At 58.5% G+C, this 24054-nt stretch carries 22 protein-coding genes; 10 read left to right on the top strand and 12 right to left on the bottom strand.

Going from position 1 to position 24054, the window contains the following annotated elements:
• Positions 1 to 44 precede the first annotated feature (44 nt).
• The 5 genes from CFN46_RS06270 to CFN46_RS06250 form a co-directional block, all read right to left on the bottom strand.
• A complete protein-coding gene (locus CFN46_RS06270; protein ID WP_088743062.1) occupies positions 45 to 485 on the bottom strand; it encodes a hypothetical protein in 441 nt (146 codons plus the stop codon).
• A gap of 5 nt (positions 486 to 490) precedes the next feature.
• Positions 491 to 904 (bottom strand): hypothetical protein, encoded by a 414-nt coding sequence (locus CFN46_RS06265; RefSeq protein WP_088742974.1) that lies wholly within the window; start codon positions 902 to 904, stop codon positions 491 to 493.
• Between the two features lie 134 nt (positions 905 to 1038).
• The gene (locus CFN46_RS06260) at positions 1039 to 1512 is read right to left on the bottom strand and encodes a phosphate-starvation-inducible protein PsiE (protein WP_088742973.1); all 474 of its coding nucleotides are present in this window, start codon (positions 1510 to 1512) and stop codon (positions 1039 to 1041) included.
• Between the two features lie 152 nt (positions 1513 to 1664).
• Complete coding sequence (gene hda, locus CFN46_RS06255) at positions 1665 to 2363, bottom strand: DnaA regulatory inactivator Hda (RefSeq protein ID WP_088742972.1); 699 nt, start codon at positions 2361 to 2363, stop codon at positions 1665 to 1667.
• A 49-nt stretch (positions 2364 to 2412) separates the two neighbouring features.
• Positions 2413 to 3528: an AI-2E family transporter gene (locus CFN46_RS06250; protein WP_088742971.1), complete on the bottom strand. Its 1116-nt coding sequence runs from the start codon at positions 3526 to 3528 to the stop codon at positions 2413 to 2415.
• A gap of 300 nt (positions 3529 to 3828) precedes the next feature.
• Here CFN46_RS06250 and purM point away from each other — a divergent pair, with 300 nt between their 5' ends.
• Positions 3829 to 4911 carry a phosphoribosylformylglycinamidine cyclo-ligase gene (purM, locus tag CFN46_RS06245; protein ID WP_024951822.1) on the top strand — a complete coding sequence of 361 codons (1083 nt, stop codon included), beginning with the start codon at positions 3829 to 3831 and terminating at the stop codon, positions 4909 to 4911.
• Complete coding sequence (gene purN / locus CFN46_RS06240) at positions 4908 to 5684, top strand: phosphoribosylglycinamide formyltransferase (protein WP_088742970.1); 777 nt, start codon at positions 4908 to 4910, stop codon at positions 5682 to 5684. Before purM ends, purN begins: the two co-directional genes overlap by 4 nt.
• A gap of 129 nt (positions 5685 to 5813) precedes the next feature.
• Here purN and CFN46_RS06235 read toward each other — a convergent pair whose 3' ends face one another.
• The 4 genes from CFN46_RS06235 to CFN46_RS06220 all read right to left on the bottom strand — a co-directional run bounded on the left by CFN46_RS06235 (position 5814) and on the right by CFN46_RS06220 (position 10389).
• Positions 5814 to 7775: an autotransporter domain-containing protein gene (locus CFN46_RS06235; RefSeq protein WP_176426420.1), complete on the bottom strand. Its 1962-nt coding sequence runs from the start codon at positions 7773 to 7775 to the stop codon at positions 5814 to 5816.
• 190 nt (positions 7776 to 7965) lie between these two features.
• Positions 7966 to 8532 (bottom strand): dCTP deaminase, encoded by a 567-nt coding sequence (gene dcd / locus CFN46_RS06230; RefSeq protein ID WP_024951825.1) that lies wholly within the window; start codon positions 8530 to 8532, stop codon positions 7966 to 7968.
• A 119-nt stretch (positions 8533 to 8651) separates the two neighbouring features.
• Positions 8652 to 9500 carry an iron-sulfur cluster carrier protein ApbC gene (gene apbC / locus CFN46_RS06225; protein WP_254918423.1) on the bottom strand — a complete coding sequence of 283 codons (849 nt, stop codon included), beginning with the start codon at positions 9498 to 9500 and terminating at the stop codon, positions 8652 to 8654.
• A gap of 175 nt (positions 9501 to 9675) precedes the next feature.
• On the bottom strand, positions 9676 to 10389 hold the full coding sequence (locus tag CFN46_RS06220; protein ID WP_024951826.1) for an RNA pseudouridine synthase: 714 nt from the start codon (positions 10387 to 10389) through the stop codon (positions 9676 to 9678).
• Positions 10390 to 10916: 527 nt separating this feature from the next.
• On the opposite strand from CFN46_RS06220, the gene CFN46_RS06215 reads away from it, so the two are divergent.
• On the top strand, positions 10917 to 11564 hold the full coding sequence (locus CFN46_RS06215) for a cell wall hydrolase (RefSeq protein WP_217897782.1): 648 nt from the start codon (positions 10917 to 10919) through the stop codon (positions 11562 to 11564).
• 101 nt (positions 11565 to 11665) lie between these two features.
• Here CFN46_RS06215 and CFN46_RS06210 read toward each other — a convergent pair whose 3' ends face one another.
• Positions 11666 to 13288 carry an alkaline phosphatase gene (locus tag CFN46_RS06210; protein ID WP_246116512.1) on the bottom strand — a complete coding sequence of 541 codons (1623 nt, stop codon included), beginning with the start codon at positions 13286 to 13288 and terminating at the stop codon, positions 11666 to 11668.
• Between the two features lie 351 nt (positions 13289 to 13639).
• Positions 13640 to 14125: a TerB family tellurite resistance protein gene (locus CFN46_RS06205; protein WP_088742968.1), complete on the bottom strand. Its 486-nt coding sequence runs from the start codon at positions 14123 to 14125 to the stop codon at positions 13640 to 13642.
• A 268-nt stretch (positions 14126 to 14393) separates the two neighbouring features.
• Here CFN46_RS06205 and metG point away from each other — a divergent pair, with 268 nt between their 5' ends.
• The gene (gene metG, locus CFN46_RS06200; RefSeq protein WP_088742967.1) at positions 14394 to 16448 is read left to right on the top strand and encodes a methionine--tRNA ligase; all 2055 of its coding nucleotides are present in this window, start codon (positions 14394 to 14396) and stop codon (positions 16446 to 16448) included.
• A gap of 91 nt (positions 16449 to 16539) precedes the next feature.
• On the opposite strand, the gene CFN46_RS06195 is transcribed toward metG, so the two are convergent.
• Positions 16540 to 17046 (bottom strand): DUF3465 domain-containing protein, encoded by a 507-nt coding sequence (locus CFN46_RS06195; protein WP_254918422.1) that lies wholly within the window; start codon positions 17044 to 17046, stop codon positions 16540 to 16542.
• A 405-nt stretch (positions 17047 to 17451) separates the two neighbouring features.
• Here CFN46_RS06195 and rsxA point away from each other — a divergent pair, with 405 nt between their 5' ends.
• Genes rsxA through CFN46_RS06165 form a run of 6 tightly spaced genes read left to right on the top strand, consistent with a single transcriptional unit; the run spans position 17452 to position 24025 of the window.
• Entirely contained in the window at positions 17452 to 18033 is a 582-nt protein-coding gene (rsxA, locus tag CFN46_RS06190; RefSeq protein ID WP_024951830.1) for an electron transport complex subunit RsxA, read from the top strand.
• Between the two features lies 1 nt (position 18034).
• Entirely contained in the window at positions 18035 to 18688 is a 654-nt protein-coding gene (gene rsxB, locus CFN46_RS06185; RefSeq protein WP_024951831.1) for an electron transport complex subunit RsxB, read from the top strand.
• The gene (gene rsxC / locus CFN46_RS06180; RefSeq protein WP_254918421.1) at positions 18688 to 21408 is read left to right on the top strand and encodes an electron transport complex subunit RsxC; all 2721 of its coding nucleotides are present in this window, start codon (positions 18688 to 18690) and stop codon (positions 21406 to 21408) included. Before rsxB ends, rsxC begins: the two co-directional genes overlap by 1 nt.
• A gap of 43 nt (positions 21409 to 21451) precedes the next feature.
• Positions 21452 to 22492 (top strand): electron transport complex subunit RsxD, encoded by a 1041-nt coding sequence (gene rsxD / locus CFN46_RS06175; RefSeq protein WP_024951627.1) that lies wholly within the window; start codon positions 21452 to 21454, stop codon positions 22490 to 22492.
• Entirely contained in the window at positions 22489 to 23322 is an 834-nt protein-coding gene (gene rsxG / locus CFN46_RS06170; RefSeq protein ID WP_088742966.1) for an electron transport complex subunit RsxG, read from the top strand. Before rsxD ends, rsxG begins: the two co-directional genes overlap by 4 nt.
• Positions 23315 to 24025 carry an electron transport complex subunit E gene (locus CFN46_RS06165; RefSeq protein WP_024951629.1) on the top strand — a complete coding sequence of 237 codons (711 nt, stop codon included), beginning with the start codon at positions 23315 to 23317 and terminating at the stop codon, positions 24023 to 24025. The genes rsxG and CFN46_RS06165 overlap by 8 nt, the downstream gene beginning before the upstream one ends.
• The last annotated feature ends 29 nt before the right edge of the window (positions 24026 to 24054 follow it).

Genomic DNA, 24054 nt, shown 5'->3' with positions numbered 1-24054 from the left:
AAAACTCATCAAGCATTAGTAAAAGGTATGATTTTGAACAACTCTCAACCAAGCCCAATAAGCACTCCACCACCAGACATTGTATTACCAGTGAATGTGCTTCCGCCAACTTTCAAAGATGACGAATCACCATAAATATTAAAACCAATCAATCTAAAATCCATCAACTCTACAACCGCAGACTTCTCAGAGGTAGATTTGACACTAAGGATAGCCTTACCTTGAAGCTTTACAGTAATTACCCCTGAAAGCTCGATAATATCTATAGCAGGATGTTTTGATACAGAGTTTTCTACAATAGATATGTAATTTTTAGACTGACCGTCAGAAGCAGCTTGTAACCATATTTGAGGCTTGTCTCCAGCGCCTATAATCAGAGGCAATACATCTCCTATAGACATAATATGACCACCGCCTAAAATTTTATTACTGCAAACAGTTAACTGATCATATTGAGAATACGATTTTGGAAGATTATTTCTCATGAAAGTCATTCGCTTATACCTCGAACTAACTGCTTACGCTTAGGAGAATTTTTAAAGTGATCTTTAATATCCTTCATAACTTTCTTATGATCACTTGACACAAAGAAACTTAGGGTAAAGAAAGCAATAGTAAAAAAAGCACCTACAGAGAATGCAATCCATTCGCCAAAATAAATTTTCTGGTCTACTCCAAAAACAACAGATGAAGCTTTTGCACCAAGATTAATGCCATAGCCAATTGTTATCAATAACAACCCATGGGCCAGTGTATAGAAGAAGTGTCGGCCATGTTTTATATGCTCAAATTCAACAGCAGTTAAAGAGTAATCGGCCTGTAGCGTAGCGACACTTGCATCAGTTAATGCATCGGGAACTACTACTGTATGAGTTATTACTTTATTCTCAAATATTTTATTCACTCAAAGCCCCATCCCTTTGAACTTCGTAATAACAGTAGCAACTCACAAAGGCTACTTTTAACACCTCAAAACAACGGCATACAAACATACAATAAAGATCAATTCTATATTAATAGTATATTATAATAACTCACCTATCGCGTCGAGTCCTCGTCCCCTACCGTACCGCCCATCGGATCGATGGATTTGCTGGAGGGGTATTTGTAGGAGGCGAAGCGTACGGCGAGTACCGAGAGGGCGAGGAAGAAGATGCCGCCGCAGAGGTAGAGCAGGCCGATATCGGGGGCCTTGTGGTGGGAGACATCGCCGATGAGGTAGCGCGTCAGCGCGGTGATGGCGATGTAGAGCAGAAAGCGGATCGGCAGGTGGTTGGTCTTGAAGTAGATACCGACCATCGCGCCGAGTTCGAGATAGATGAACAGCAGCAGAATGTCATCGACGCTGGCCGCGCCCTTCTCGATCATCTCCATGAAGGCGGTGACCGAGGCGATGGCAATCGCGCCACCAATGGCAAACAGCCCCAGATAGTGAAAGCCTTCAACCAGGAAGTTGCCAACCGAATTGGCGTGTTTGTGCATTTGATCCCGACTCTTGTCTAGCCAGTTCATGTCATGTCTCCTCGGACATCACGGCGGTGATAGATAGCGGTTTCACTGCAAGATCGGGGCCGCGCGCTGACGCGGTATCATCCGTATTGGCCCGCCCTACTCTCAACGGCCATCACGGGAGTTAACCGGACATCTGGAATAGAAAGCGGGCTTTACCAGCCAAGCGTCTGCTTGACGAAGGGAATGGTGAGCCTGCGCTGAGCCGAGAGCGAGGCGTTGTCGAGCTGACTCATGGCAGCAAACAGGCCCGGTAGGCTGCGCGGGCCGCGATGCAGGATGTAGCGGGCGACTTCATCCGGCAGCGCAAGGCCGTGATCACGTGCGCGCAGCTTGAGCGCTTCGAGACGCTGGCCATCATCGAGTCCGGAGAGGTGGAAGGTGACGCCCCAGGAGAGCCGCGAGGCGAGGTCCGGCAGGGTCGCGGGCAGCAGGCGCGGTGCGCAGCTGGCACTGACCAACAGATGACGGCCACCATCGCGCAGACGGTTGTAGAGGTGGAACAGCGCCTCTTCCCAGCGCTTGCGCCCGATGACGCCATCAAGGTCATCAATGGCGACCAGATCCATTTCATCCAGTCCTTCCAGCATGTGCGGCGGAAAGTGACCTATCTCATTGAGTGGCAGGTAGAAGGCACGCTTGCCCTGCTCCCCCGCCAGATGGCACGCCGCCTGCAACAAATGACTGCGACCACTCTGCTCGCCGCCCCAGAGGTAGACGAACGGCTCCCCACCGGGGGAGAGCTGTCCTTTGAGAGCCTCCGCCAGCGAGGTGGAAGTGAAGTGATAGTTGCTGAAGGTGGCAGCGTCGCGTACCCCGACACCGAGCGCCATCTGTCCTTGAGTCATTGCCATCCGTTGTGCTGTTTGTTGTTACCGTGATCAAGCATCACGCGGCGACTCATCAATGAGAGTCCTGAGTCGCGGAGGTCTCTGCTCCTGCTTCAGCGGAAGAGGTCACCCCACGAGAATCTCGCTGTTGGTCATATAAAGTACTGTTTTTATAGCGATCTAGCAGATAACGCAAGACCACCATGATGACCGCAGCCATCGGTAAGGCAAGCAGAATGCCGGTGAAGCCGAACAACTGCCCGCCCGCCATGACCGCAAAGATGACGGCCACTGGATGCAGTCCGATCTTGTCGCCCAACAGCAGCGGTTGCAACACCACGCCTTCCAGTAACTGTCCCAGCGCAAAGACGCCGCCCACTGCCAGCAGTGCCCACCATTCCCCAAACTGGAAGAAGGCGACGGTCGCGGCGATCACTACGCCGACGATCACGCCCAGATACGGCACGATACTGGCAAGCCCGGCGATCAGCCCGATCAACAGCGCAAACTTGAGGCCGATGATGGCAAGGCCGATGGCATAGACGATTCCCAGCGCCAGCATCACCAGCAGCTGACCGCGCAGGAAGGCACCCAGCACCTCATCACAATCATGCGCAAGCTTGGTGGCGGTGGGCTCCATGTGCCGCGGCAGCAAGGCTTGCAGCTTGTCTTTCATGCGGTCCCAATCGAGCAACAGATAGAAGGTGACCACCGGAATCAGCGCGATGTTGCCCAACCAGATGGCCATCGCCAGCCCGGACTTGGAGACCGTGCCCAGCAGCGCCGCCGCGAAGGTGCCGGTTTCTTTCCAGTTACCCAGCAGCAGACTACGTACCTGATCAAAGTCAGCGCTGAAATCCATGCCGGTAAACGACTGGATTTCGGGCAGTACGGTTTCTCGAATCCAGTTGAAGACCATCGGCATGAAGCTGATCAACTGCGCGAGCTGACGCCCCAGTAGCGGCACCAGTATCAGCACGGCGATCAGCAGTACCACCGACAGCACGCTGAACACCAGGCTGACGGCCAGACGCCGCGACAGGCCTCGCTCTTCCAGCCAGTCCGCCAGCGGATCGCCGAGGTAGGCGAGAATCATGCCGATGAAGAACGGCATCAGAATCGGTTCGAGCAGCACCAGCAAACCAACGAAGGCCATGCCCGCTGCCAACAACCACCATTTACGCTGCATCATCACTCCTTGAAAGGTGCCTGTATGGCGGCGATGCCATGTCACGTGGAACGGATCATACTCGATGCGTCATTGTTGCCTGTCCCCGAGTCACTCACAAGGCACGAAGACCGCCAATGCTGGGATGCCTTGCGACAGGTACGCCATGAAAGCCTCAACCTGTTCACATCATTCACATTTCAAGTGGTTTTTGTGAATCGGCACAGTGTCAGCCGTGATGCGCAATGCTACAATAGCCGCCTTCAATTCCCCCCGATCGATCGTGTCTCACCGCCCAGGCCGCACCGACAGGAACCGCACATGACGCAACGCCCCCAGGACTCCTCGCCTAGCAAGACTTCCCTGAGCTACAAGGACGCCGGTGTCGATATCGATGCAGGCAACGCCCTTGTAGAACGCATCAAGGGTGTCGCCAAGCGCACTCACCGCCCTGAAGTGATGGGTGGTTTGGGTGGCTTCGGCGCCCTGTGCGAACTGCCGGCCGGTTATCGCCAGCCTGTGCTGGTCACCGGTACTGACGGCGTCGGCACCAAGCTGCGCCTGGCCATGGACCTCAATCGTCACGACACCATCGGCATCGATCTGGTCGCCATGTGCGTCAATGACCTGGTCGTCGCTGGCGCCGAGCCGCTGCAGTTCCTCGATTACTACGCGACCGGCAAGCTCGACATCGACATCGCCGCTGACGTGGTGACAGGCATCGGTGAAGGCTGCCTGCAATCTGGCTGCGCACTGGTCGGTGGTGAAACTGCCGAGATGCCCGGCATGTACGAAGGCAGCGACTATGATCTGGCCGGTTTCTGCGTCGGTGTGGTCGAGAAGTCCGAGATCCTCGACGGCAGCAAGGTCGGTGCCGGTGACGTGATTCTGGGCCTCGCATCCTCCGGCCCGCACTCCAACGGCTATTCATTGATCCGCAAGATCCTTGAAGTCGCTGATGCGTCTCTGCTCGAGCAGGACATCGACGGCCAGCCGCTGGCTGACGCCCTGATGGCGCCGACACGCATCTACGTCAAGCCGCTGCTGTCACTGCTGCGCGAATCCGGCCTCAGCGTGCACGCCATGTCCCACATCACCGGCGGTGGCCTGCTGGAGAACATCCCGCGCGTGATGCCGAAGGATTGCACCGCTGAAATCGACATCGCCAGCTGGAAGCGTCCGGCGGTATTCGACTGGCTGCAGCAGCAGGGCAATGTCGAAGAACACGAAATGCACCGCGTGCTGAACTGTGGCGTGGGCATGGTCGTGGTCGTCTCGGCCACTGATGCCGCCGCTGCACGTGCACACCTGGAAGCGAGTGGCGAGACTGTCTTCACCCTCGGCAGCATCCGCACCCGTCAGGGTGAGGAAGAACAGGTCCAACTGGAGAATCTGTCGGCATGATTGATCCGAATACCACACCCACCGACGGCAGCACGCTCGGCGGATTCGGTAACGGATTCGAAGCCGATGACACGGTAGAGCGCCCCAGTGTCGTAGTGCTGATTTCTGGTAGCGGCAGTAATCTGCAAGCGCTGCTGGACGCACAGGAACATGACGAACTGGGCGGCGACGTGGTTGCCGTCGTCTCCAATACGGCCGACGCTTACGGGCTGGTACGTGCCCGTGAAGCCGGCATCGATGCTGTCGTGCTGCCACACACAGAGTATGACTCGCGTGAAGCGTACGATAGTGCGTTGATCAAGGTCATCGAGCGTCACTCGCCGGACCTCGTCGTACTGGCGGGCTTCATGCGTATTCTGACGCCGCTGTTCGTGCAGTACTTCTTCGGGCGTCTGCTCAATATCCATCCGTCACTGCTGCCGGCCTGGCCGGGACTCGGCACTCACCACAAGGTGCTGGACGCCGGCGAGAGTGAGCACGGTGCCAGCGTGCACTTCGTCACCGAAACGCTGGATGGCGGCCCTGTCGCGATTCAGGCGGTGGCCAATGTGCTGGACGGCGATGATGAGGCGAGCTTGCAAGAGCGCGTCCATACCCGTGAGCACCTGATCTACCCGATCGCGGTGCGCTGGGCACTGGAAGGCCGCTTGAAGCTTGAGGGCGATGTGGCCACGCTGGATGGTCACGCATTGCCGGTCGGCGGACTGCGCTTGTCACATGCTGATGTGGAAGAAGAACTCAGCGATGAGCTGCCGGAAGACGACGACGAATAAGCGCTGAGCACAACACCTTCTCATGTGCTGATAGCCTTTGCTGTCATGAAAAGCCCCGCGGCACTCATTGTGTCGCGGGGCTTTTGTCTGGGGCTCATTGCGGCCTGAACAGACCCGATCAAGACCTTATCAGAACGCGTAGCTGGCCCCCACTTCGACGCGTGTACTGACCTCATCCCACGTCTCGATGCCACCGCCAAGATGCAACATGCCGTTGGCCCCCAGCTGCATCCGCCAGCCACCATCGAGGCGCACATAGTGATCACTGCCGCGATCAAGGTCCTCTGCGCTGTAGGCATTGGTCGACAGGCTCGCCAGACGTACTTCGGCACTGTCAGCATCATCGTCAAGGCGCTTGCCGTAGGCCAGCTCACCGTAGAGTCCGAAACCATCGGCGATGGCGCGGTCGACCATGAAGCCCGCTTCTACGCGGCGGTCACGCAATGTCTGATCAGAGACACTCAAGGCATTGGCCGCCGAGCCGGACTCGGTGTAGCCATCAATATCAGATTCGGTATGGCGATAGGCCACGAAGGGCGCGCTGTACCACAGCGAATCGGCGTTGGTCAGACGATAATCGAGGCGTAGCTCACCGCTGAAACCGTCGCCCTCGGTCTCACCTGACAGCGTACGCGACGACTGGCCGAGCGTGACGGTACGATCCAGGTCGTAATCAAAGTCACCATAGCTGGCCAATGCCTGCATGCCGACCGCACCCCACTGCTGGCGTGCAAACAAGCTGAATACCTGCCCATCCAGTTCCAGATCGCTACCACCATCGACATCGTAATCGGCAGTACGGCGACTCACCGCCACCCCGCCCCATGCCTCACCCAGCGCATTATCCAGCGGCAACATCACACCGACTCCCGCACCGCGCTGCTCACTATCAAAGCCCTGTTGACCACTGGAAGTCTTGCTATCGCCGGTACCGTCACTGGATGAACCGATGGCGAAGACGCGTACTCCCTTATTCTCTTGCTGAGCACCGGGGCGTAATTCATCAGAGAGACTACGCTGGCTGGCATTGAGCGCACCGCTACCTAGTTGCGGTGCCAGCCCCAGCACCGAGGGCGCGGCGAGCATCGCATAGGCGTAGTCGGCGAGAATCTCCTGACCAGCGGTGGTCGGGTGAACGCCGTCATTGAACAGTAACTTGCTCGGGTCTTCCGCGGCCCCGCCCAGTCCATAGTCCGTGACGTTGCAGCTGTCAGAGAAGCACACCTGTGTCAGCGGTACATCGGTGGCAAAACCGAACTCGGCCGGCGATGCCAACACTTCATTGAGGATACCGACAGTGTCCAGACGAATGACATTGACCTGGCCATCCAGCGCGGCGAGCCGAGCACCAAGCGCATCATTGAAGACAGAGACCAAGGCAGAGGTGCCCGCGGCCTGGGCGGCACCACCTGATTGCCCTGCCGGGGTGCTACCGACATCCGGCAGGTTGGAGACCATGATGGTCGTGGCCCCGGCTGCCGCCAGCGCCTCGACCGCTGAGGCCAGATTGCCCGCAGAAGCGACCGCCGTGGCAGGTGACGTGATCACGCCCTGCAGGAAGTCATTGCCGCCGCCATTGACGTAATAGAGCGCGCTCGGGTCAGCGCTACCCTCGGCTCTGATCAGATAGCCATCCTCGCTACGCAGCACGGTGCCCGCTCCCGGACTCCCCACGGGGATGGCCACCTCGGAGCCATCCTCCTCCGTCACCGAGGCCAGAATCTGCGCGGTGGTATAGCCACCCACCGCGTAGTTGTTGCCATCATTGAAGCCTGCCAGCTGATAGATGACCGAGGTGGAAGGGTCTGCCGACAACCCAAGCTCCGTCGCCAGCAATTGGGTCGAGACGCTACCGTAAGGCGAATTCTCGTAATCCGGCCCGCTGCGATTGGTGAAACGCAGGCTGTTGATGCCGCCGAGATCACTATCCGGGAACTGACCGGAATCACTCAGGCTGTCACCAAAGATATACATGTTGGAGTAGGCCTGTGCTGGCGCGGCCAGCAAGGCACTACTGATGGCGAGCGCCAGGCTGCTCAAGGTGAAGTGCTTGGCGAGCCCGCTTCTCTTGCTGCGTGATCCAGATGACATGATGTGCCCCTTGCTCGAATTTTTATTGGCGCAGGCCGTCAAGGCGACCCACTCACAGCATAGGCAACAAACATTCAATTGAATCGGTTGTTTCATACAACTTCAGGCTAATGAGACTGGCCTGGCGGCGGAATCCGACGCATAAAAAAACGCGCCTCCGAAGAGACGCGTTTTTGCACTGCCATCGCGATCAGGCGCGTGGCAATGTCACACCACGCTGGCCCTGATACTTGCCACCGCGATCCTTGTAGCTGGTCTCACAGATTTCATCAGACTCGAGGAACAGCATCTGTGCCACACCTTCATTGGCATAGATGCGTGCCGGAAGGTTGGTGGTATTGGAAAACTCAAGGGTGACGTGGCCTTCCCACTCTGGCTCCAGCGGCGTCACATTGACGATGATGCCGCAGCGCGCATAGGTGGACTTGCCCAGACAGATGGTCAACACGTTACGCGGAATACGGAAGTATTCGACGGTGCGGGCCAATGCGAAGGAGTTGGGCGGAATCACGCAGGAATCGCCCTTCACATCGACGAAGCTTTTCTCATCGAAATTCTTCGGGTCGACGATCACGGAATGGATATTCGTGAAGACCTTGAACTCATCCGAGCAACGCACATCGTAGCCGTAACTGGAGGTGCCGTAGGAGATCACACGGCGTTCGTCGTGAAAGCGCACCTGATCGGCTTCAAAGGGTTCGATCATGTCGTGGCTTTCCGCCATGCGACGGATCCACTTGTCGGATTTGATGCTCATCGAGCGTACCTGACTGACTGATGGGATAAAGACGCGCGTACACGCCATGCAGAATCGGGCCAGCATGATACCGGCCCGCTGCTCTACTGGATACTGCTACGCCGTTGGCAATCGTTGCCTCAGCTGAAGCTGATGCTCGGTCCCTGTTCGGCATCGGCACCGTCCAGTGCCGCGGCGACCTGGCGAGCGATGACACGGAAGCTTTCGGCCACTTCGCCTTCCGGTTCCGCGATGACACTCGGGCGCCCGCCATCGGCATTGGCGCGAATGCTCAGGGTCAACGGCAGCTGACCCAGCAGGCGTGTTTCATACTCGCCCGCGATACGCTCACCACCGCCCGCACCGAAGACCGCTTCGGTATGGCCACATTGGGTGCAGGTGTGAGTGCTCATGTTCTCGACCACACCCAGCACCGGCACCTTGACCTTGCGGAACATCTCGATGCCCTTCTGGGCATCCAGCAACGCGATGTCCTGCGGCGTGGTAACGATGACGGCACCAGAAACCGGCACCTTCTGCGACAGCGTCAGCTGGATGTCGCCCGTGCCCGGCGGCATATCGATCAACAGGATGTCCAGCTCGCCCCAGGCGGTCTGGTTCAGCAGTTGCTGAAAGGCGCCCGCGACCATCGGGCCACGCCAGACCATCGGGTCCTTGACGTCGACCAGATAGGCCATCGACATGGTCTTGATGCCATGCGCAATGATAGGGCTGAAAACCTGCTCGCCAGCCATCTCCGGACGCTGCCCTGTCGGTACGCCAAACATCTGCGCCTGGCTCGGGCCGTAGATGTCGGCGTCCAGCAGGCCGACCTTGAGACCTTCACCTGCCAGTGCCAGCGCCAGATTGGCAGTGACAGTCGATTTGCCGACGCCACCCTTGCCAGAAGCGACCGCGACGATGTGCTTGATGCCTTCCATACTTTGAGACTCCTGTGACGGCCCGCCGCGATGATCTGCGAGCTTCAATGCCCATGAATACCGCAGGCGCAGCCGTCTGAACTGTCAGCGAAATGAGCTGTGAAACACGATGCGCACAGTATGCCTTCCCTCCGCGACGGGAGCCAACCCGTCACGATGACGTCAACTCTTCAGCGTCCGTCACATGCCAGTGGTGCATCGACTCCACACAGTGGGGAGCGGACTAGAAGCGCACATCAACCGGCAGGAAACGCCACTCGCCCGGTGCCATGCGACCCAGGGTGACGGCACCCAGACGCAGACGACGCACCTCGTTCACCTTGAGGCCTTGTGCCTCAACCGCAGCACGGATACCGCCCGGCGGCACGCGCTTCATCGCGATACGCAGGCGAATATCACTCTGCCAGCTGACGCTGACCTTAGGCTTGCGTCCGCGAATATCGGCACACAGTGCATAGCCGATACGCCTGAGGCCTTCTTCATCCAGCTCACCTTCCACTTCGACGATATATTCCTGCTCGAGCTGATCAAGGTCATCACCGAGCTTGCGGATGACACCGCGATTCTGCGACCAGACTGCCAGCCCTGACTCGCCTTCGCCAAGCTCTGCCAGTGGATGTTGAGACAGGAAATGCACCTTGAGCCAATCTGCGCCACTGTTATCCAGCGCACTGCGGGGGGCGCCATCACGTAGCGTCAGCGGGTCTATCTGCTCTTCACCGGGGGACTGATACCACACCAGGGTCAGCGGCTCGATAGGCTCCATGCTGGCGCCCTCATCGACAGTGACAATCTCGTCAGTGACCTTGAAGAACGGCGCTTCGACGATTTCACCCGCGACACGGACCACACCACTGGCGATGAGATGCTCGGCCTCACGGCGCGAGATACCCTGCTGATGGGAAAGAAACTTGGACAGACGGACGGGTTCGGTCATGGGGAGACTCTCAAAGCGGCAACGCAAGAAACACGCAGAAGATGGGGATGCCTGACTGGCGATCACAAATAGCCGGCCATGATAACGGCATGCGCCAACGATGACACGGCCGAATCATGATGCCACGGGATCGCTCAGCACCTCTCGTAGGCGTCGTGTCACGAGAAATGATATTCTATTGGGGCGCGCGCAGCGGGCACAACACGACGACTCTGCCCGTTGGGGCACGGAACCCTTTGCGCCGGACACCGCCAGAGTGACGTTGAACAGTACTGTGCTTAACAAGAACTGCGTTGAAGCTATTCATACGTCATGCCGACATGGAGTCAGGCAAACTATCGGGCTTGTCCGTGAAATGCCGCCATCAAAGACCGGCGGTGACTGCCGAATCGATCGGCCAGCGACCCATCAGAATGAGCGTCACCTCTCATCTGAACAGCCATCGCCCGCCGCCAAGTCTCTCCATGCTCCTCAGGCCATGATGTTCTTCAGGCCATGCCCTCAGGTCATGTTCACAGGTAATTCGTATGCGTCTACACCACCTTATGCGCCACGCACCATGTACTACCCGCACTTTACGCCACCTGGTGCTGGTGTTTGGTATTACCCTGGCCGCGGGCTGCTCCGCTCCACAGGCTGCGGATGCGCCCGCCAGCACTGCCACCAGCGCAGTAGTCAAGGCTGAGCGCCTGGAAAACTTGCTGGCACAGGGCGAGACCAACATTCCCGACACCTTGTTGCTGACTCAGGCTGGCGCCCGTGCCATTGATCCCAACGGTCAGCGCCCGCTGGATGACCCGCTGACCTGTCTGGCCCGCGCTGCCTACTGGGAAGCCAAGGGTGAAGGCAAGAGCGGTATGCAGGGTATCGTCAATGTCGTGATCAATCGCGCTGCTGATCCGCGCTTCCCTGACAGTCTGTGTGGCGTGATCAAGCAAGGTGGCGAAACGGGGAGCTGTCAGTTCTCCTGGTGGTGCGACGGACGCTCGGATGATGTACGTGAACCCAAGGCCTACGCTCAGGCACGCGACGTGGCACGTCAGGCGCTAAATCATCAGCTGGAAGACACCACTGATGGCGCACTCTACTTCCACGCACGCTATGCCACGCCTTATTGGGCCAAGCGCTTCGTGCGCACCGCACGCATCGGCCAGCATCTGTTCTATCGCAACTGATCATCAGAACGCGATAAAAAAGCCCGCCATGCAATACGCATGGCGGGCTTTTTTACGTCATGACATTTTCACCCTACACCATGGTAAAGCGGGCCTGATGACTAGTCAGCGACCAGCGTCTTCAGGTACTGACCCACCTCAGAGTGATGCAGGATAGAAGACACTGGCAGAATGGTTTCTGCTGGCCCCCAGGCAAAGACGTTAACTGGCGTATGCGTGTGCGTACCGGTACCCCAGACGGTATTCTGCTCAGTCGCCAGTGCACGTCCGAGCAAGTTGCCACGATCGTTGTAAGGGAAGAAGGCATCGAAGTCCTTTATCGCCGGCACTTCAGTGACGCCCAGATAGCTGTGTCCTTCGACATGGTAGGGATTGGGCTTGCTGGCCAACACATCCGTTGCCTGCGCTTCGGTAATCTGGAAGTCACTGTTGGCATTGACCATCTTCATCAGCTGCGCTGGCGTCCGCTCAGCCTCCGGTAGCGCCTCGAAGTCACTCAGCAGATTGTAGTAGTTCTGCTTCTGCTCATAGAGGCTATCCAGAATCGCAAAATCGCCGAAGTTGAAGTTAGGTGCGTAATCCTGGCTTTTGAAAGCCGGACCTGACTTCTTTTGCGCAGGCGGCAAATTGGCGCTGGAATAGCTGAAGCCAAAGGCGCCTGTTTCATGGTCCGCCGTCACGATAATGACCGTATCATCACGCCCCTTGGCCCAGTCATAGACACCCTGCACGGCCTCATCGAACTTGACCATTTCATTGAGCATGGTGCCGGCATCATTGGCATGCGCTGCCCAGTCGATCTGACCACCTTCCACCATCAGGAAGAAGCCATCCTCGTCCTGCTCCAGCATCGAGAGCGCTTTCTGAGTCATCTCGTGTAACGTGGGCTGCTGGCGCTGTGGATCATCGTGGCTATCACGGTAGGTGATACCGTCAGCCATGCCGGAGTTGGCGAACAGCCCCAACACCTTGTCACCCTTGAGTGCCGCCAATTGCTCGCGAGTGAAAGCTAATCCATAGCCCTGATCTGCCGCTTCCTGTAGCAGATTGCGTTCATCCTTGCGCTTGGAAGCAGGTGCCCAGGCGCCTCTCATCAGCGTGGCAACGCTATCGGCGCTTTCGCCCGGCTCACTGACTGACTGCGGCACGAAATAACGCAGGCCACCGGAAAGCATGACATCAGGCCCTGTGGTCAGCATGTCCTCGGCAATGGCATTTTCCAGCGAACGGTGCGGCTGGTGCGCTGCGAAGGCGGCCGGTGTGGCATGAGTCAAACGTGTGTCAGAGACCAGGCCTGTCGCCTTGCCAACGCGCTTGGCGAGTTCCAGCACTGTCTCGACCGTATTGCCCTCCGAGTCGATGCCAATCACCTCAGAGCCCGAGAAGATTCCCGTCGACAGCTGCGTCGCCGAACAGGCGGAATCGACCACGATGGCATCTTCCGGATGCGTCAGTGACGCTCCGACTACCCCTTCTTTCGCCAGCTGATGGAGCGCTGTCGGGCGCCCTTGGTAGATCGAATTCGGGGCACGATTGGCATAGGTCTCCAACATGCCGACCTGCTGCGGCCCCATGCCATCCCCGATCATCAGAATCACGTTCTTTATCTCGGCGGCGTTCGCCAGTGGCATAAAGCTCATGCCACCAATCAATGCCGCAGCGGTCCACCCAGCGCGACCCCATGGGCGGCGCGTGTCATGCTTGGATATCGCTGTAGTGATCATCCAGAACTCCTTGGCCTTGCCGGATATTCCGCCGCTGAATCACGTACGAGCTCTCCACTCTGGAAGCGGCAAATTACACGATTCACCTAATGACGCCAGACACCACGCTGACGACAGGAACGCGAGAGACATTCCTCATGGAATGCGGCAAAAAACCAGCGTAATGCATTGTTTTTATAGGCGTTCTAACTTGCCAGCACGATAACACCATCACTCTTCGGCACATGGCGTGCACTTCACTATTATCGAGACAGGCAGGGCCGTCTACCAAAACAGCCCCTGAGAAGGAGAAATGTGACGAAAGGATGACAGTCGGTGCTGTTACCCAGAAAGGCGGTGCAGCGGAATCAATCAGTGACGGGAGTCGTCTTCGGGACGCGCCGCCAGCTTGGTGCGAATGAACTCGCTGTGACTGACGTGCAACAGTCCGGCGAGACGACGGATACGATGCTCTTCATGGGCATCCAACTCGCCATCAGCATAAGCCAGCTCCCACATCATGCCGAGTAGCTCAGTACGCTCCTCAAGGCTCATGTGCTCATTGATCTGCTTGACGAAACGGTAGTAGTCAGTGGCTTGCTCAGCGTCGTGCTCGGCCTGCTCCAGCAAACTGGCCAGCTCGTCATCCGCGAGCGAGAAACGATCTGCCAGCTGATGCGCCAATGCCTGTCGCTCGCGTATATCCAGATCATCATCAGCGTGTACCACTTCGAACAGCAATACCGCCATCGAAAGCTCAGGGCCAGGCACATCATTGGGCCTGGCGTTGCTGCCGGGGGCCATCACTTGACGAACAAGACGATTGATCTGGCCGGCGACTGATAATCTGCTGGACATGAAATACCTCCACTGTCGTGAGCTGAATGAACGTGAACTGAATCATCACGATCAACTCTCTTCATGGGGTCCCTCGGGCGCGATTCGAAGTACGGGTCGCGCATGGAGGCGTTGCCAGTTACGCGACGTGCCCTTCGCGCCGCCCGCACCTTCGCGATATAGTATTGGCATCCCGTCGGGCCGGCTCTGCCAGCCCGAATCACGAGTCATTCCGGCAAACCTCTGCTGTCCGTGCAGTAGGCGCCCTTTACCATCAAGACGAGGCCTCATGTCAGCGCGCAAGATTCTGGTCACCAGTGCCCTGCCCTACGCCAATGGGTCGATCCACCTGGGTCACCTGCTTGAGTACATCCAGACGGATATCTGGGTACGCTTCCAGAAAAGCCGTGGCCACGAATGTCACTACGTGTGTGCCGACGATGCTCACGGCACCGCCATCATGCTGCGTGCCGAGCTGGAAGGTGTGACCGCTGAGCAATTGATCCAGCGTGTGAGTGATGAGCACCAGGCCGACTTCGCCAAGTTCGGTGTGGGCTTTGACAACTACCATTCCACGCATTCCCCGGAAAACCGCGCCCACAGCGAGCGTATCTATCTGGCACTACGTGATGCTGGCCATATTGCCACCCGTGATATCGAGCAGATGTTCGATCCGGTCAAAGGCCTGTTCCTCGCCGACCGCTTCATCAAGGGTACCTGCCCGAAGTGTAAGACCGAAGACCAGTACGGCGACAACTGTGAAGCCTGCGGGGCGGCCTACACCCCGGCCGAGCTGATCGATCCGGTCTCCGCCATCTCCGGTGCCACCCCGGAAATGCGTACCTCCAAGCACTACTTCTTCAAGCTGCCGAATTTCGAAGACTTCCTGAAGGAGTGGACCAAGAGCGGTCGCGTACAGAGCCAGATTTCCAACAAACTGCAGGAATGGTTCGAAGCGGGTCTGGCCGAGTGGGATATCTCCCGCGACGCACCTTACTTCGGCTTTGAGATTCCGGATGCACCGGGCAAGTACTTCTATGTCTGGCTGGATGCACCGATCGGCTATCTCGCCAGCTTCCAGAACCTGTGCGAGCGCGAAGGCCTCGACTTCGACAGCTACTGGAACGCCGATTCCGACGCCGAAGTGCACCACTTCATCGGCAAGGACATCGTCTACTTCCACGCCCTGTTCTGGCCGGCCATACTGGAAGGCGCAGGCATGCGCACGCCATCCAGCGTCAATTGCCACGGTTTCGTGACCGTCAATGGCGCCAAGATGTCCAAGTCACGCGGCACCTTCATCAAGGCCGACACCTACGCGCAGTTCCTGAACCCGGAATACCTGCGTTACTACTTTGCTGCCAAGCTGACGGCGGGTGTGGATGATCTTGACCTCAATCTCGACGACTTCACGGCACGCGTGAATTCAGACCTCGTCGGCAAGGTTGTCAATATCGCCAGCCGCTGCGCAGGCTTCGTCAAGAAGTTCGGCGACGGAAAATTGTCCGCCGAATGCGCCGAGCCAGCACTGGTCAACCGCTTCATCGCCGCCGGTGAAGGCATTGCGGCTGATTTTGAAGCACGTGAATTCGCCCGCGCCATGCGCAAGGTGATGGAGCTGGCTGATGAGGCCAACACCTACATCGCCGACAAGGCACCGTGGGCAATGGCCAAGGAAGACGGGCGTGAGCAGGAAGTGCTTGAGGTCTGCTCGGTGGGTATCAACCTGTTCCGTCAGCTGATGGTCTACCTGGCGCCGGTCATCCCGACGCTGACCGACAAGGCGCGTGAGTTCCTGAATGTCGATAGTCTTGACTGGGCCAGCCGTGAAGTCGTGCTGATCGGCCATGCGATCAACAAGTTCACCCCGCTGCTGACGCGTGTCGAGCCAGAACGCATCGACAAGATGCTTGAAGCCTCACGTGAAGTGCTGGTGGAAGAACAGAAGATCAAGGACGGTAGCGCCAAGGCAGAGGCTACCGCTGCAGCGCAGAGCGCTTTGGAAGCGGACCCGATCGCAGACGAGATCGACTTCGATACCTTCATGAAGACCGATCTGCGTGTGGCGAAGATCGTCAAGGCAGAACACGTCGAGAAGGCCGCCAAACTGCTCAAGCTGACGCTGGATATCGGTGGCGAGACTCGCACCGTATTCTCCGGCATCAAGTCTGCCTACGCGCCGGAAGCCCTGGAAGGCCGCATGACCGTGATGGTGGCCAACCTGGCCCCGCGCAAGATGCGCTTTGGCATGTCAGAAGGCATGGTGCTGGCCGCCGGTGATGATGAAGGCATCTACCTGCTGGAGCCGCATACTGGCGCCAAGCCGGGCCAGCGTGTGACCTGATCCACTGATGACCGAAAGCTGAGAGCCATTCAGCAAAACGCCCCGCCAACGATTCTCTGGCGGGGCGTTTTTGTATCAGGCAGACCGATTGTCACTCATAACGTCGACCTGCGTGCTCCAGCCAGCCGTCCACATGGCGGCCACCGGGATCATGATGCGTCCAGTGAATCACTCCGCCCTTGTCGTTCCATTCATACTCGCCGTAGAAGCCGAGGCGATCACCGACCTTGAGGCTGTCGATACGCGGCGCGAGATCGATATTGTGCGCCACCAGAATGGTCGTCCCCCCCACCACACGGATCAGGAATTTCTGATGACGACTGCCCTTGAGATCATCCCGGAGCAGACGTATCACCTCCCCCGTGCCATGCACCTGCACATCACTCTGCTGAGCGCTGATGGCGCGACGCAGACGGCTTTCATCCGCGGTAGCGGTGCCCGCACCCTGCGCAACCTCAGCGCTCGGTGACTGGAAGCCACTCCACAACTGGGAGAGCGAGAAGTTGCCATTGCCAGACAGCTGGGAGATGCCCGCCATGACGACCACGATGATGATGACCCATAACGGCCGCCTGCCCCGCGAACCTGCTCCACGCATACCTACTCCTTACTGATGAAAAGTCTCTGACGAACACCAGCATTATCAAAAAGCTATAAAGGAATAATTCTTTATTACTTCAAGTGCCAAGCAAAACACGAAACAATACCCGCCACATACTGGCCACAATACGCCTTACTGGCCGCGTCGCAGGCTATCGATAAGTAGTATCTTGCGTATAATACGCCGCGCTCAGCAATCACTTTGCCATATCGCTTCCTGACAGCGTGCGGCAGACCAGCAGTGACATGCTTGCATGCCTGAACGCTGACAACTGCCCGTGCAGCAGAGCAATGCCATACGCTATCGTGACTGCATGCACCAGCGTGTCTGAATGTGTGTGACAGCATGACGACAGTGAACAGTAGAGCGCCTTCGAAATACCCTGACCGAGCGACGCCCCTGATGAGTGAATACCTTCTTATCCTGATCAGCACCATTCTGGTCAACAATTTTGTACTGGTGCAGTTCCTCGGCCTATGCCCCTTCATGGGTGTTTCCAACAAGCTCGAGTCGGCAATGGGCATGTCACTGGCAACGACCTTCGTGCTGACACTGTCCTCGATGTGCGCCTATCTCACCTATCACTACATCCTCGCCCCGCTTGGGCTTGAGTATCTGCGCACCATCGCCTTCATCATGGTGATCGCCGTCGTCGTGCAGTTCACCGAGATGGTGGTCAAGAAGACCAGTCCGCTGCTTTATCAGGTACTCGGTATCTTCCTGCCGCTGATCACGACCAATTGTGCAGTGCTCGGCGTGGCACTGCTGACGCTGAATCGCAACTCAAGCTTCATGGAAGCCACCCTGTATGGCTTCGGCGCTGCAGTCGGCTTCTCGCTGGTGCTGGTGCTGTTCGCTGCAATGCGCGAGCGCTTGGCCGTCGCCGATGTGCCGCGTCCTTTCCAGGGGCCCGCGATCGCGATGGTCACCGCCAGCCTGATGTCGCTGGCCTTCCTTGGTTTCTCCGGACTGGTGCAGATCTGACATGCTCGATTTTCTCAACGACCATACCCTGATCTCCGCCATCGTCGCACTGGTCGCCATGGCGGTCGTGTTCGGTGCGCTGCTCGGCTTTGCCTCGGTCGCGTTCAAGGTCGAGGGCGATCCGATCGTCGAGCAGATCGATCATCTGCTACCCCAGACACAGTGCGGCCAGTGCGGCTACCCAGGCTGCAAGCCATATGCACAGGCCATTTCCGATGGCGATGAGATCAACAAGTGCCCGCCGGGTGGCGAAAGCACCATCGCGGCACTGGCGGACCTGCTCGGTCGCGAGGCAACTCCCCTGGATGGCGACAGCGACAACACACCCAAGGTGGCCGTCATCCGTGAAGATGAATGCATCGGCTGTACCAAGTGCATTCAGGCCTGTCCGGTAGACGCCATTCTCGGTGCCGCCAAGCACATGCACACCGTGATCGCCGATGAGTGCACCGGCTGTGATTTATGTGTCGAGCCCTGCCCGGTGGACTGCATCGACATGCTGCCAGTAGCCACCGATGTGCGTAGCTGGCACTGGCCAAAACCCGCCGGACCGATGCTCGACAACATCCGTTTCAGCGGTAGCCTGATCGCCACGGATGCTGCTGGCAACAACACGAATACTGCTTCCGCATCATCTGCAAGGAATGTCGCCTGATGGTTCTTTCGCTACTCAAATCCATGGTGACGTCCTCCTCAGCCCGCGGAAAGGCTCGCAATGGCGCGATGAGTGGTACATCTGGTGCCGACTCAGGCTGTGATGCCTCGCACAAGGTGTTCGATTTCAATGGCGGCATTCATCCACCAGAGCGCAAGGCGCTCTCCAATCGCACACCGCTGGTCGCCGCGCCGCTGCCGAGCGAGGTCGTGTTGCCGCTCAATCAGCATATTGGCGCGCCGGCTCAACCGTTGGTCGTGGTCGGACAGCGCGTGCGCACCGGCGAGCTGATCGCCCGTGCGCAGGGCATGATTTCAGCTCCCGTGCATGCCAGCATCACCGGCGTCGTGACAGCGATAGAGAAGCGCCAGATTCCCCACGTCTCGGGTCTTGAAGATCTGTGCATCGTGATCACCCGCGAAGGTGAGAGTGATGAATGGGTCAAGATGGACGCCTGGCGCGACTGGCGCGAACAGGACGGCCAGGACCTGATTCAGCGTCTGCAAGATTCCGGCGTGGTTGGCCAGGGCGGCGCGGGCTTTCCTGCCGCCGTCAAGGCACGTGTGCGCGAACGCCATGCCATCGATACGCTGATCATGAACGCCGCGGAGTGTGAGCCTTACATCACCGCTGACGACCTGACCATGCGCACCCACCCTGAATCACTGATCGAGGGGCTTGAGATTCTCGCTAGTTTGATCGGGCCAGAATGCATTCTGATCGGCATCGAGGATAACAAGCCTGAAGCCGCCATCACGCTTGAACAGGCCATTCGTGCACGCAAGGCCGACACTCGGCTGCCCGCGCTCGATGCACGTCTGGAAGTGGTGGTCGTGCCGACCAAATACCCCTCCGGCGGCGAAAAACAGCTGATCAAGTTGCTGACCAACCGCGAGGTACCTAGCCGCGGCCTGCCTGCCGATGTCGGTGTGGTGGTGCACAACCCGGGTACGGTACGTGCCGTGCAGCGCGCGGTATGTTTCGGCGAACCGATGATCTCGCGCGTCATCACCCTGACAGGCGAAGCGTTGGGCCATCCGCATAATGTCGAGGCACGACTCGGTACTGCGATCAGCGACTTGCTGCGCTTGGCCGCACCTTCGCCGGCGGGTATCGCGCGCCTGATCATGGGGGGGCCAATGATGGGCTTCACGCTGCAAAGCGATGCACTGCCCATCATCAAGACTACCAACTGCCTGCTGGCCGTCTCTGACGAGGCACTGCCGGCACCTGCGGTTGAGCAACCCTGCATCCGCTGTGGCATGTGTGAGCAGGCCTGCCCCGCTGATCTGCTGCCGCAGCAGCTCTATTGGTTCTCCAAGGCACGCGAATTCGACAAGGCGGAGCTTTACAACCTGGCCGACTGCATCGAGTGCGGTGCCTGTGCCTATGTCTGCCCGAGCCAGATTCCGTTGGTGCAGTATTACCGTTTCGCCAAGGGCGAGATTCGCAGCGCTCAGCACGAGGCGCGCAAGTCAGAACGTGCCCGTCATCGTTTCGAGTTCAAGCAGGCACGTCTAGCGCGCGAAGATGCCGAGAAAGACGCCAAGCGCAAGCAGCGTGCTCAGGCGGCACAGCAATCTGCGGCAGCACGTGCAAAACCCTCGGCCACGACGACCTCTGAAGCGACAACGACCTCAGCGCCAACAGCCGCGCCAGATGCGATGACTGACCTCAAGGCACTCAAGACGGCGCGCGCCGCCGCCAACATCGCGGTCAAGAAAGCCGAAAAGGCGCTCAAGCTCGCACAGGAAAATGGTGAAGGGGATATCGCCGCGCTTGAGGCGGCCGCCAATGCTGCACGCGAGACGTTGACCCACGCCGAGGCAACGCTGAAATCCGCCAGTGAGGCAGCAGATACCTCTGTCACTCCGGTCGCCGCTGCTCCATCAGTCTCCTCTGCTACACCAGCGGCATCACCCACGGCCAGCGCGAACCTCAAGGCGCTCAAGACGGCGCGCGCCGCGGCCAACATTGCGGTCAAGAAGGCCGAAAAAGCGCTCAAGCTCGCGCAGGAAAGTGGTGAAGGGGATCTAGCAGCGCTTGAGGTGGCTGCCAATGCTGCACGCGAGACGTTGACCCACGCCGAGGCGACGCTGAAATCCGCCAGTGAGGCAGCAGATACCTCTGTCACTCCGGTCGCCGCTGCTCCATCAGTCGCCCCTGCTACACCAGCGGCTTCACCCACGGCCAGCGCGGACCTCAAGGCGCTCAAGACGGCGCGTGCCGCGGCCAACATTGCCGTCAAGAAAGCCGAAAAAGCGCTCGCACGGGCCAGTGAAAGTGGCGAAGGCGATATTGAAGACCTGCAGACACTGTTGGCGACAGCGCAGGAAAACATGCGCGCCGCTGAGGTCCGATTGACAAGTGCTCAACCAGACGGTGGCGGCCAGATGCCTGAGCGCATACCAGGACAACGATCTGAAGCGCCGCAAGGGGCTGAGCCCACTGGCGGGCGTGGCAGCATGGCCAGTAACGTGACGCTCTCACAGGCCGAGATTGAAACGGCACGGGCCGAGAATCTCGCCAAGCGTCACAAACAGGTGACCATTGGCGCCAAGGCGGCCGAGATGGCGTACCACAAGGCTGAAGCGGCACTCACCAGTGCCGATGACGAGAGTCGCGCGCGCCTTGAGACCAAGCTCGACCGCACACGGCGTAATCTAGAACATGCCCGCGAGTCGCTCGCCGAGGTCCAGGCACTGGTGGATGCGCAATGATCAGCAAGATGCCACTTCCCCCCTTCAAGGAAATGAACGCCTCATGAGCCTGATGCACGCAAGCTCCCCTCATGCCCACGGGCCAACCGCGACCTCTCGCGTGATGGCATGGGTGCTGGCCGCCACGCTGCCGGGGATTGCCGTACTGTGCTGGCACTATGGCTGGGGCGTCCTGTTCAATCTGGCCTTTGCTTGCATGGCTGGCGTCACACTCGAAGCCCTACTGCTCACGCTGCGCGACCGTCCGGTGAGCTTCTTTCTCAAAGACAACTCGGCATTGGTCACCTGTGTGCTGCTGGCCGTTTCACTGCCACCATTGGCACCTTGGTGGCTAGTACTGACAGGAGTGATCGCGGCCATCGTAGTTGCCAAGCAACTCTACGGTGGACTGGGACAAAACCCGTTCAATCCGGCGATGGTCGCCTATGCCCTGCTACTGATTTCCTTCCCGGTCGAGATGTCACGCTGGTCAGCGCCTGATGGCTTCGTGCTTGGCTTCAGCGATAGTCTTGCGCAATTCTTTGGGCTCATCTCGACACCAGATGCCCTTACCGGCGCCACGCCACTGGACACCTTCCGCAATAAAGGTGAACTGAGCACTGCTGAGTTCTGGGCCAACCCCACGCTACTACCAGCAGCCAATCTACTGGCCTGGCAGCAGATAGCCATTGCCTGGGGGCTAGGCGGGCTCGTGCTACTCGCCAAACGCCTGATCACCTGGCATATCCCTGTCGCCGTACTGGGTAGTCTCGCGGTCATGTCTGGCATCTTCTATGTGATCGATGGTAGCCAGCATGCCAGCCCTGTCTTCCATCTATTGTGTGGCGCGGCCATCTTCGGGGCCTTCTTCATCGCCACCGATCCCGTGACAGCGGCAACCTCCAACAAGGGCAAGCTCTATTACGGCGTCGGTATCGGTGTGCTGATCTACCTGATTCGCACCTTCGGTGCCTATCCGGACGCTATCGCCTTTGCGGTGCTACTGATGAACTTCAGCGTACCCTTCATCGATTACTACACCCAGCCTCGTAGCTATGGCCACAAGAAGGCCCGTCGTGGCATCAAGCTGGAGGACAAGGCATGAGCCAGACGCCCGACACCCCCCCGAACGTGCCAGAGAATGCTCACGGATTCGGTCACAATATCCGTCGTGCCGCTTTAGGCCTTGCGGTGTTCGCCATTGTCACGGCGGGGGTGGTGGCCGTGACACAGATCACGACTGCAGACACCATCGTCGAAAATGAGCGGGCCGCTCAGAGTGCCGCGCTGGCCGAGATCATTCCGCCGTCCCTGCATGACAACAGTCTGCTGGACGATGCCTTTGCGCTGCCGCCCTCGCAGGTATTGGGCCTGGAAACCGCTGACACTGGCTGGCGTGCGACCCAGGACGGCAAGACGGTCGCGGTGCTGTTGCCAGTGGTCACGGGCAAGGGCTACAGCGGTGATATTCGTCTGCTGGTCGGTATTCGTGCTGATGGCAGTGTCGCGGGTGTACGTGCGGTTAAGCACAGCGAAACACCCGGGCTTGGCGACAAGATTGAAACGCGCAAGTCAGGGTGGATTCACGAATTCGATGACCAGACGCTCAGCTCCATGGATTGGAAGGTGCAAAAGGATGGCGGCGACTTTGATCAGTTCACCGGAGCCACTATCACGCCACGCGCTGTCGTGGGTGCTGTTCGTCAGGCACTGATCTACTTCATGGCGCATCGCACTGCCTTGTTGGCAGGAGACAGTGAGACATTGACGGCGACTCGGCGTGTCAGGCAAGAGACACTATCGCCAGCAGCTGAATCGCCCTCTGAATCAGCGCCAGAATCGGCCGCTGGATCTACATCAGCACAGTCCTCGGCATCCGCTGAAGGCAACACTCCCTCCTCACTCCAGCACAGCGGAGACAACGCTCATGAGTGATATCTCACTTGGCAAGATCAGCCGCGACGGACTGTGGAATAACAATCCGGCACTGGTACAGCTGCTGGGCCTGTGTCCACTGCTTGCCGTGACAGCGAGCATCGTCAATGCGCTGGGTCTGGGGCTGGCGACGTTGTTGGTGCTGGTCGGCTCAAATACTGCCGTCTCACTGATCCGAAATCTGGTACCCACGGAAGTACGCCTGCCGGCCTTCGTGATGATCATCGCGTCCTTCGTGACCTGTGCCGAGCTGCTGATGAAGGCGTATACCTTCGAGCTCTATCAGATTCTGGGCATCTTCATCCCGCTGATCGTGACCAACTGCGCCATTCTCGGGCGTGCTGACGCCTTTGCCGCCAAGAATCCGGTACTGCCGGCCGCGACCGATGGACTGATGATGGGGCTCGGTTTCATGGCCGTGCTGGTGTTGCTCGGCGCCATGCGTGAATTGTTCGGCCAGGGCACGCTATTTGCCGGAATGGAGCTTTTGCTGGGGCCGATGGCTGCCGATTGGCAACTGACGGTTTTCCCGGATTATTCCTTCCTGTTCCTGGTGCTGCCGCCGGGAGCCTTCTTCTGCATGGGCTTGATCATCGCGACCAAGAAGGCCATCGACGAGCGACTGGATCAACGTCGCAAGGCTGCTGCCGCGGAGACACCCAAGGTATCGCGCCGCGTGCGTGTCACCGGTACGATTTCCTGACGCCCCTTTCCGCCCCAGCCCAGAGATGA

It is taken from the genome of Cobetia sp. QF-1 (genome assembly GCF_002213105.1).
Lineage (GTDB): Bacteria > Pseudomonadota > Gammaproteobacteria > Pseudomonadales > Halomonadaceae > Cobetia > Cobetia crustatorum.
The sequence above is the reverse complement of the archived record's forward strand: the minus strand, read 5'-3'. Positions and strand labels throughout refer to the sequence as shown.

Excerpts from the sequence above, each read along its gene's own strand:
- CFN46_RS06215 (WP_217897782.1), top strand. The coding sequence starts at position 10,917 with ATGCGTCTACACCACCTTATGCGCCACGCACCATGTACTACCCGCACT.
- dcd (WP_024951825.1), bottom strand. The coding sequence starts at position 8,532 with ATGAGCATCAAATCCGACAAGTGGATCCGTCGCATGGCGGAAAGCCAC.
- hda (WP_088742972.1), bottom strand. The coding sequence starts at position 2,363 with ATGGCAATGACTCAAGGACAGATGGCGCTCGGTGTCGGGGTACGCGAC.
- rsxB (WP_024951831.1), top strand. The coding sequence starts at position 18,035 with ATGCTCGATTTTCTCAACGACCATACCCTGATCTCCGCCATCGTCGCA.
- CFN46_RS06205 (WP_088742968.1), bottom strand. The coding sequence starts at position 14,125 with ATGTCCAGCAGATTATCAGTCGCCGGCCAGATCAATCGTCTTGTTCGT.
- CFN46_RS06165 (WP_024951629.1), top strand. The coding sequence starts at position 23,315 with ATGAGTGATATCTCACTTGGCAAGATCAGCCGCGACGGACTGTGGAAT.
- rsxA (WP_024951830.1), top strand. The coding sequence starts at position 17,452 with ATGAGTGAATACCTTCTTATCCTGATCAGCACCATTCTGGTCAACAAT.
- CFN46_RS06235 (WP_176426420.1), bottom strand. The coding sequence starts at position 7,775 with ATGTCATCTGGATCACGCAGCAAGAGAAGCGGGCTCGCCAAGCACTTC.
- CFN46_RS06195 (WP_254918422.1), bottom strand. The coding sequence starts at position 17,046 with ATGCGTGGAGCAGGTTCGCGGGGCAGGCGGCCGTTATGGGTCATCATC.
- CFN46_RS06250 (WP_088742971.1), bottom strand. The coding sequence starts at position 3,528 with ATGCAGCGTAAATGGTGGTTGTTGGCAGCGGGCATGGCCTTCGTTGGT.
- CFN46_RS06260 (WP_088742973.1), bottom strand. The coding sequence starts at position 1,512 with ATGAACTGGCTAGACAAGAGTCGGGATCAAATGCACAAACACGCCAAT.
- rsxD (WP_024951627.1), top strand. The coding sequence starts at position 21,452 with ATGAGCCTGATGCACGCAAGCTCCCCTCATGCCCACGGGCCAACCGCG.
- rsxG (WP_088742966.1), top strand. The coding sequence starts at position 22,489 with ATGAGCCAGACGCCCGACACCCCCCCGAACGTGCCAGAGAATGCTCAC.
- purM (WP_024951822.1), top strand. The coding sequence starts at position 3,829 with ATGACGCAACGCCCCCAGGACTCCTCGCCTAGCAAGACTTCCCTGAGC.
- CFN46_RS06270 (WP_088743062.1), bottom strand. The coding sequence starts at position 485 with ATGAGAAATAATCTTCCAAAATCGTATTCTCAATATGATCAGTTAACT.
- rsxC (WP_254918421.1), top strand. The coding sequence starts at position 18,688 with ATGGTTCTTTCGCTACTCAAATCCATGGTGACGTCCTCCTCAGCCCGC.
- CFN46_RS06210 (WP_246116512.1), bottom strand. The coding sequence starts at position 13,288 with ATGATCACTACAGCGATATCCAAGCATGACACGCGCCGCCCATGGGGT.
- purN (WP_088742970.1), top strand. The coding sequence starts at position 4,908 with ATGATTGATCCGAATACCACACCCACCGACGGCAGCACGCTCGGCGGA.
- metG (WP_088742967.1), top strand. The coding sequence starts at position 14,394 with ATGTCAGCGCGCAAGATTCTGGTCACCAGTGCCCTGCCCTACGCCAAT.
- CFN46_RS06220 (WP_024951826.1), bottom strand. The coding sequence starts at position 10,389 with ATGACCGAACCCGTCCGTCTGTCCAAGTTTCTTTCCCATCAGCAGGGT.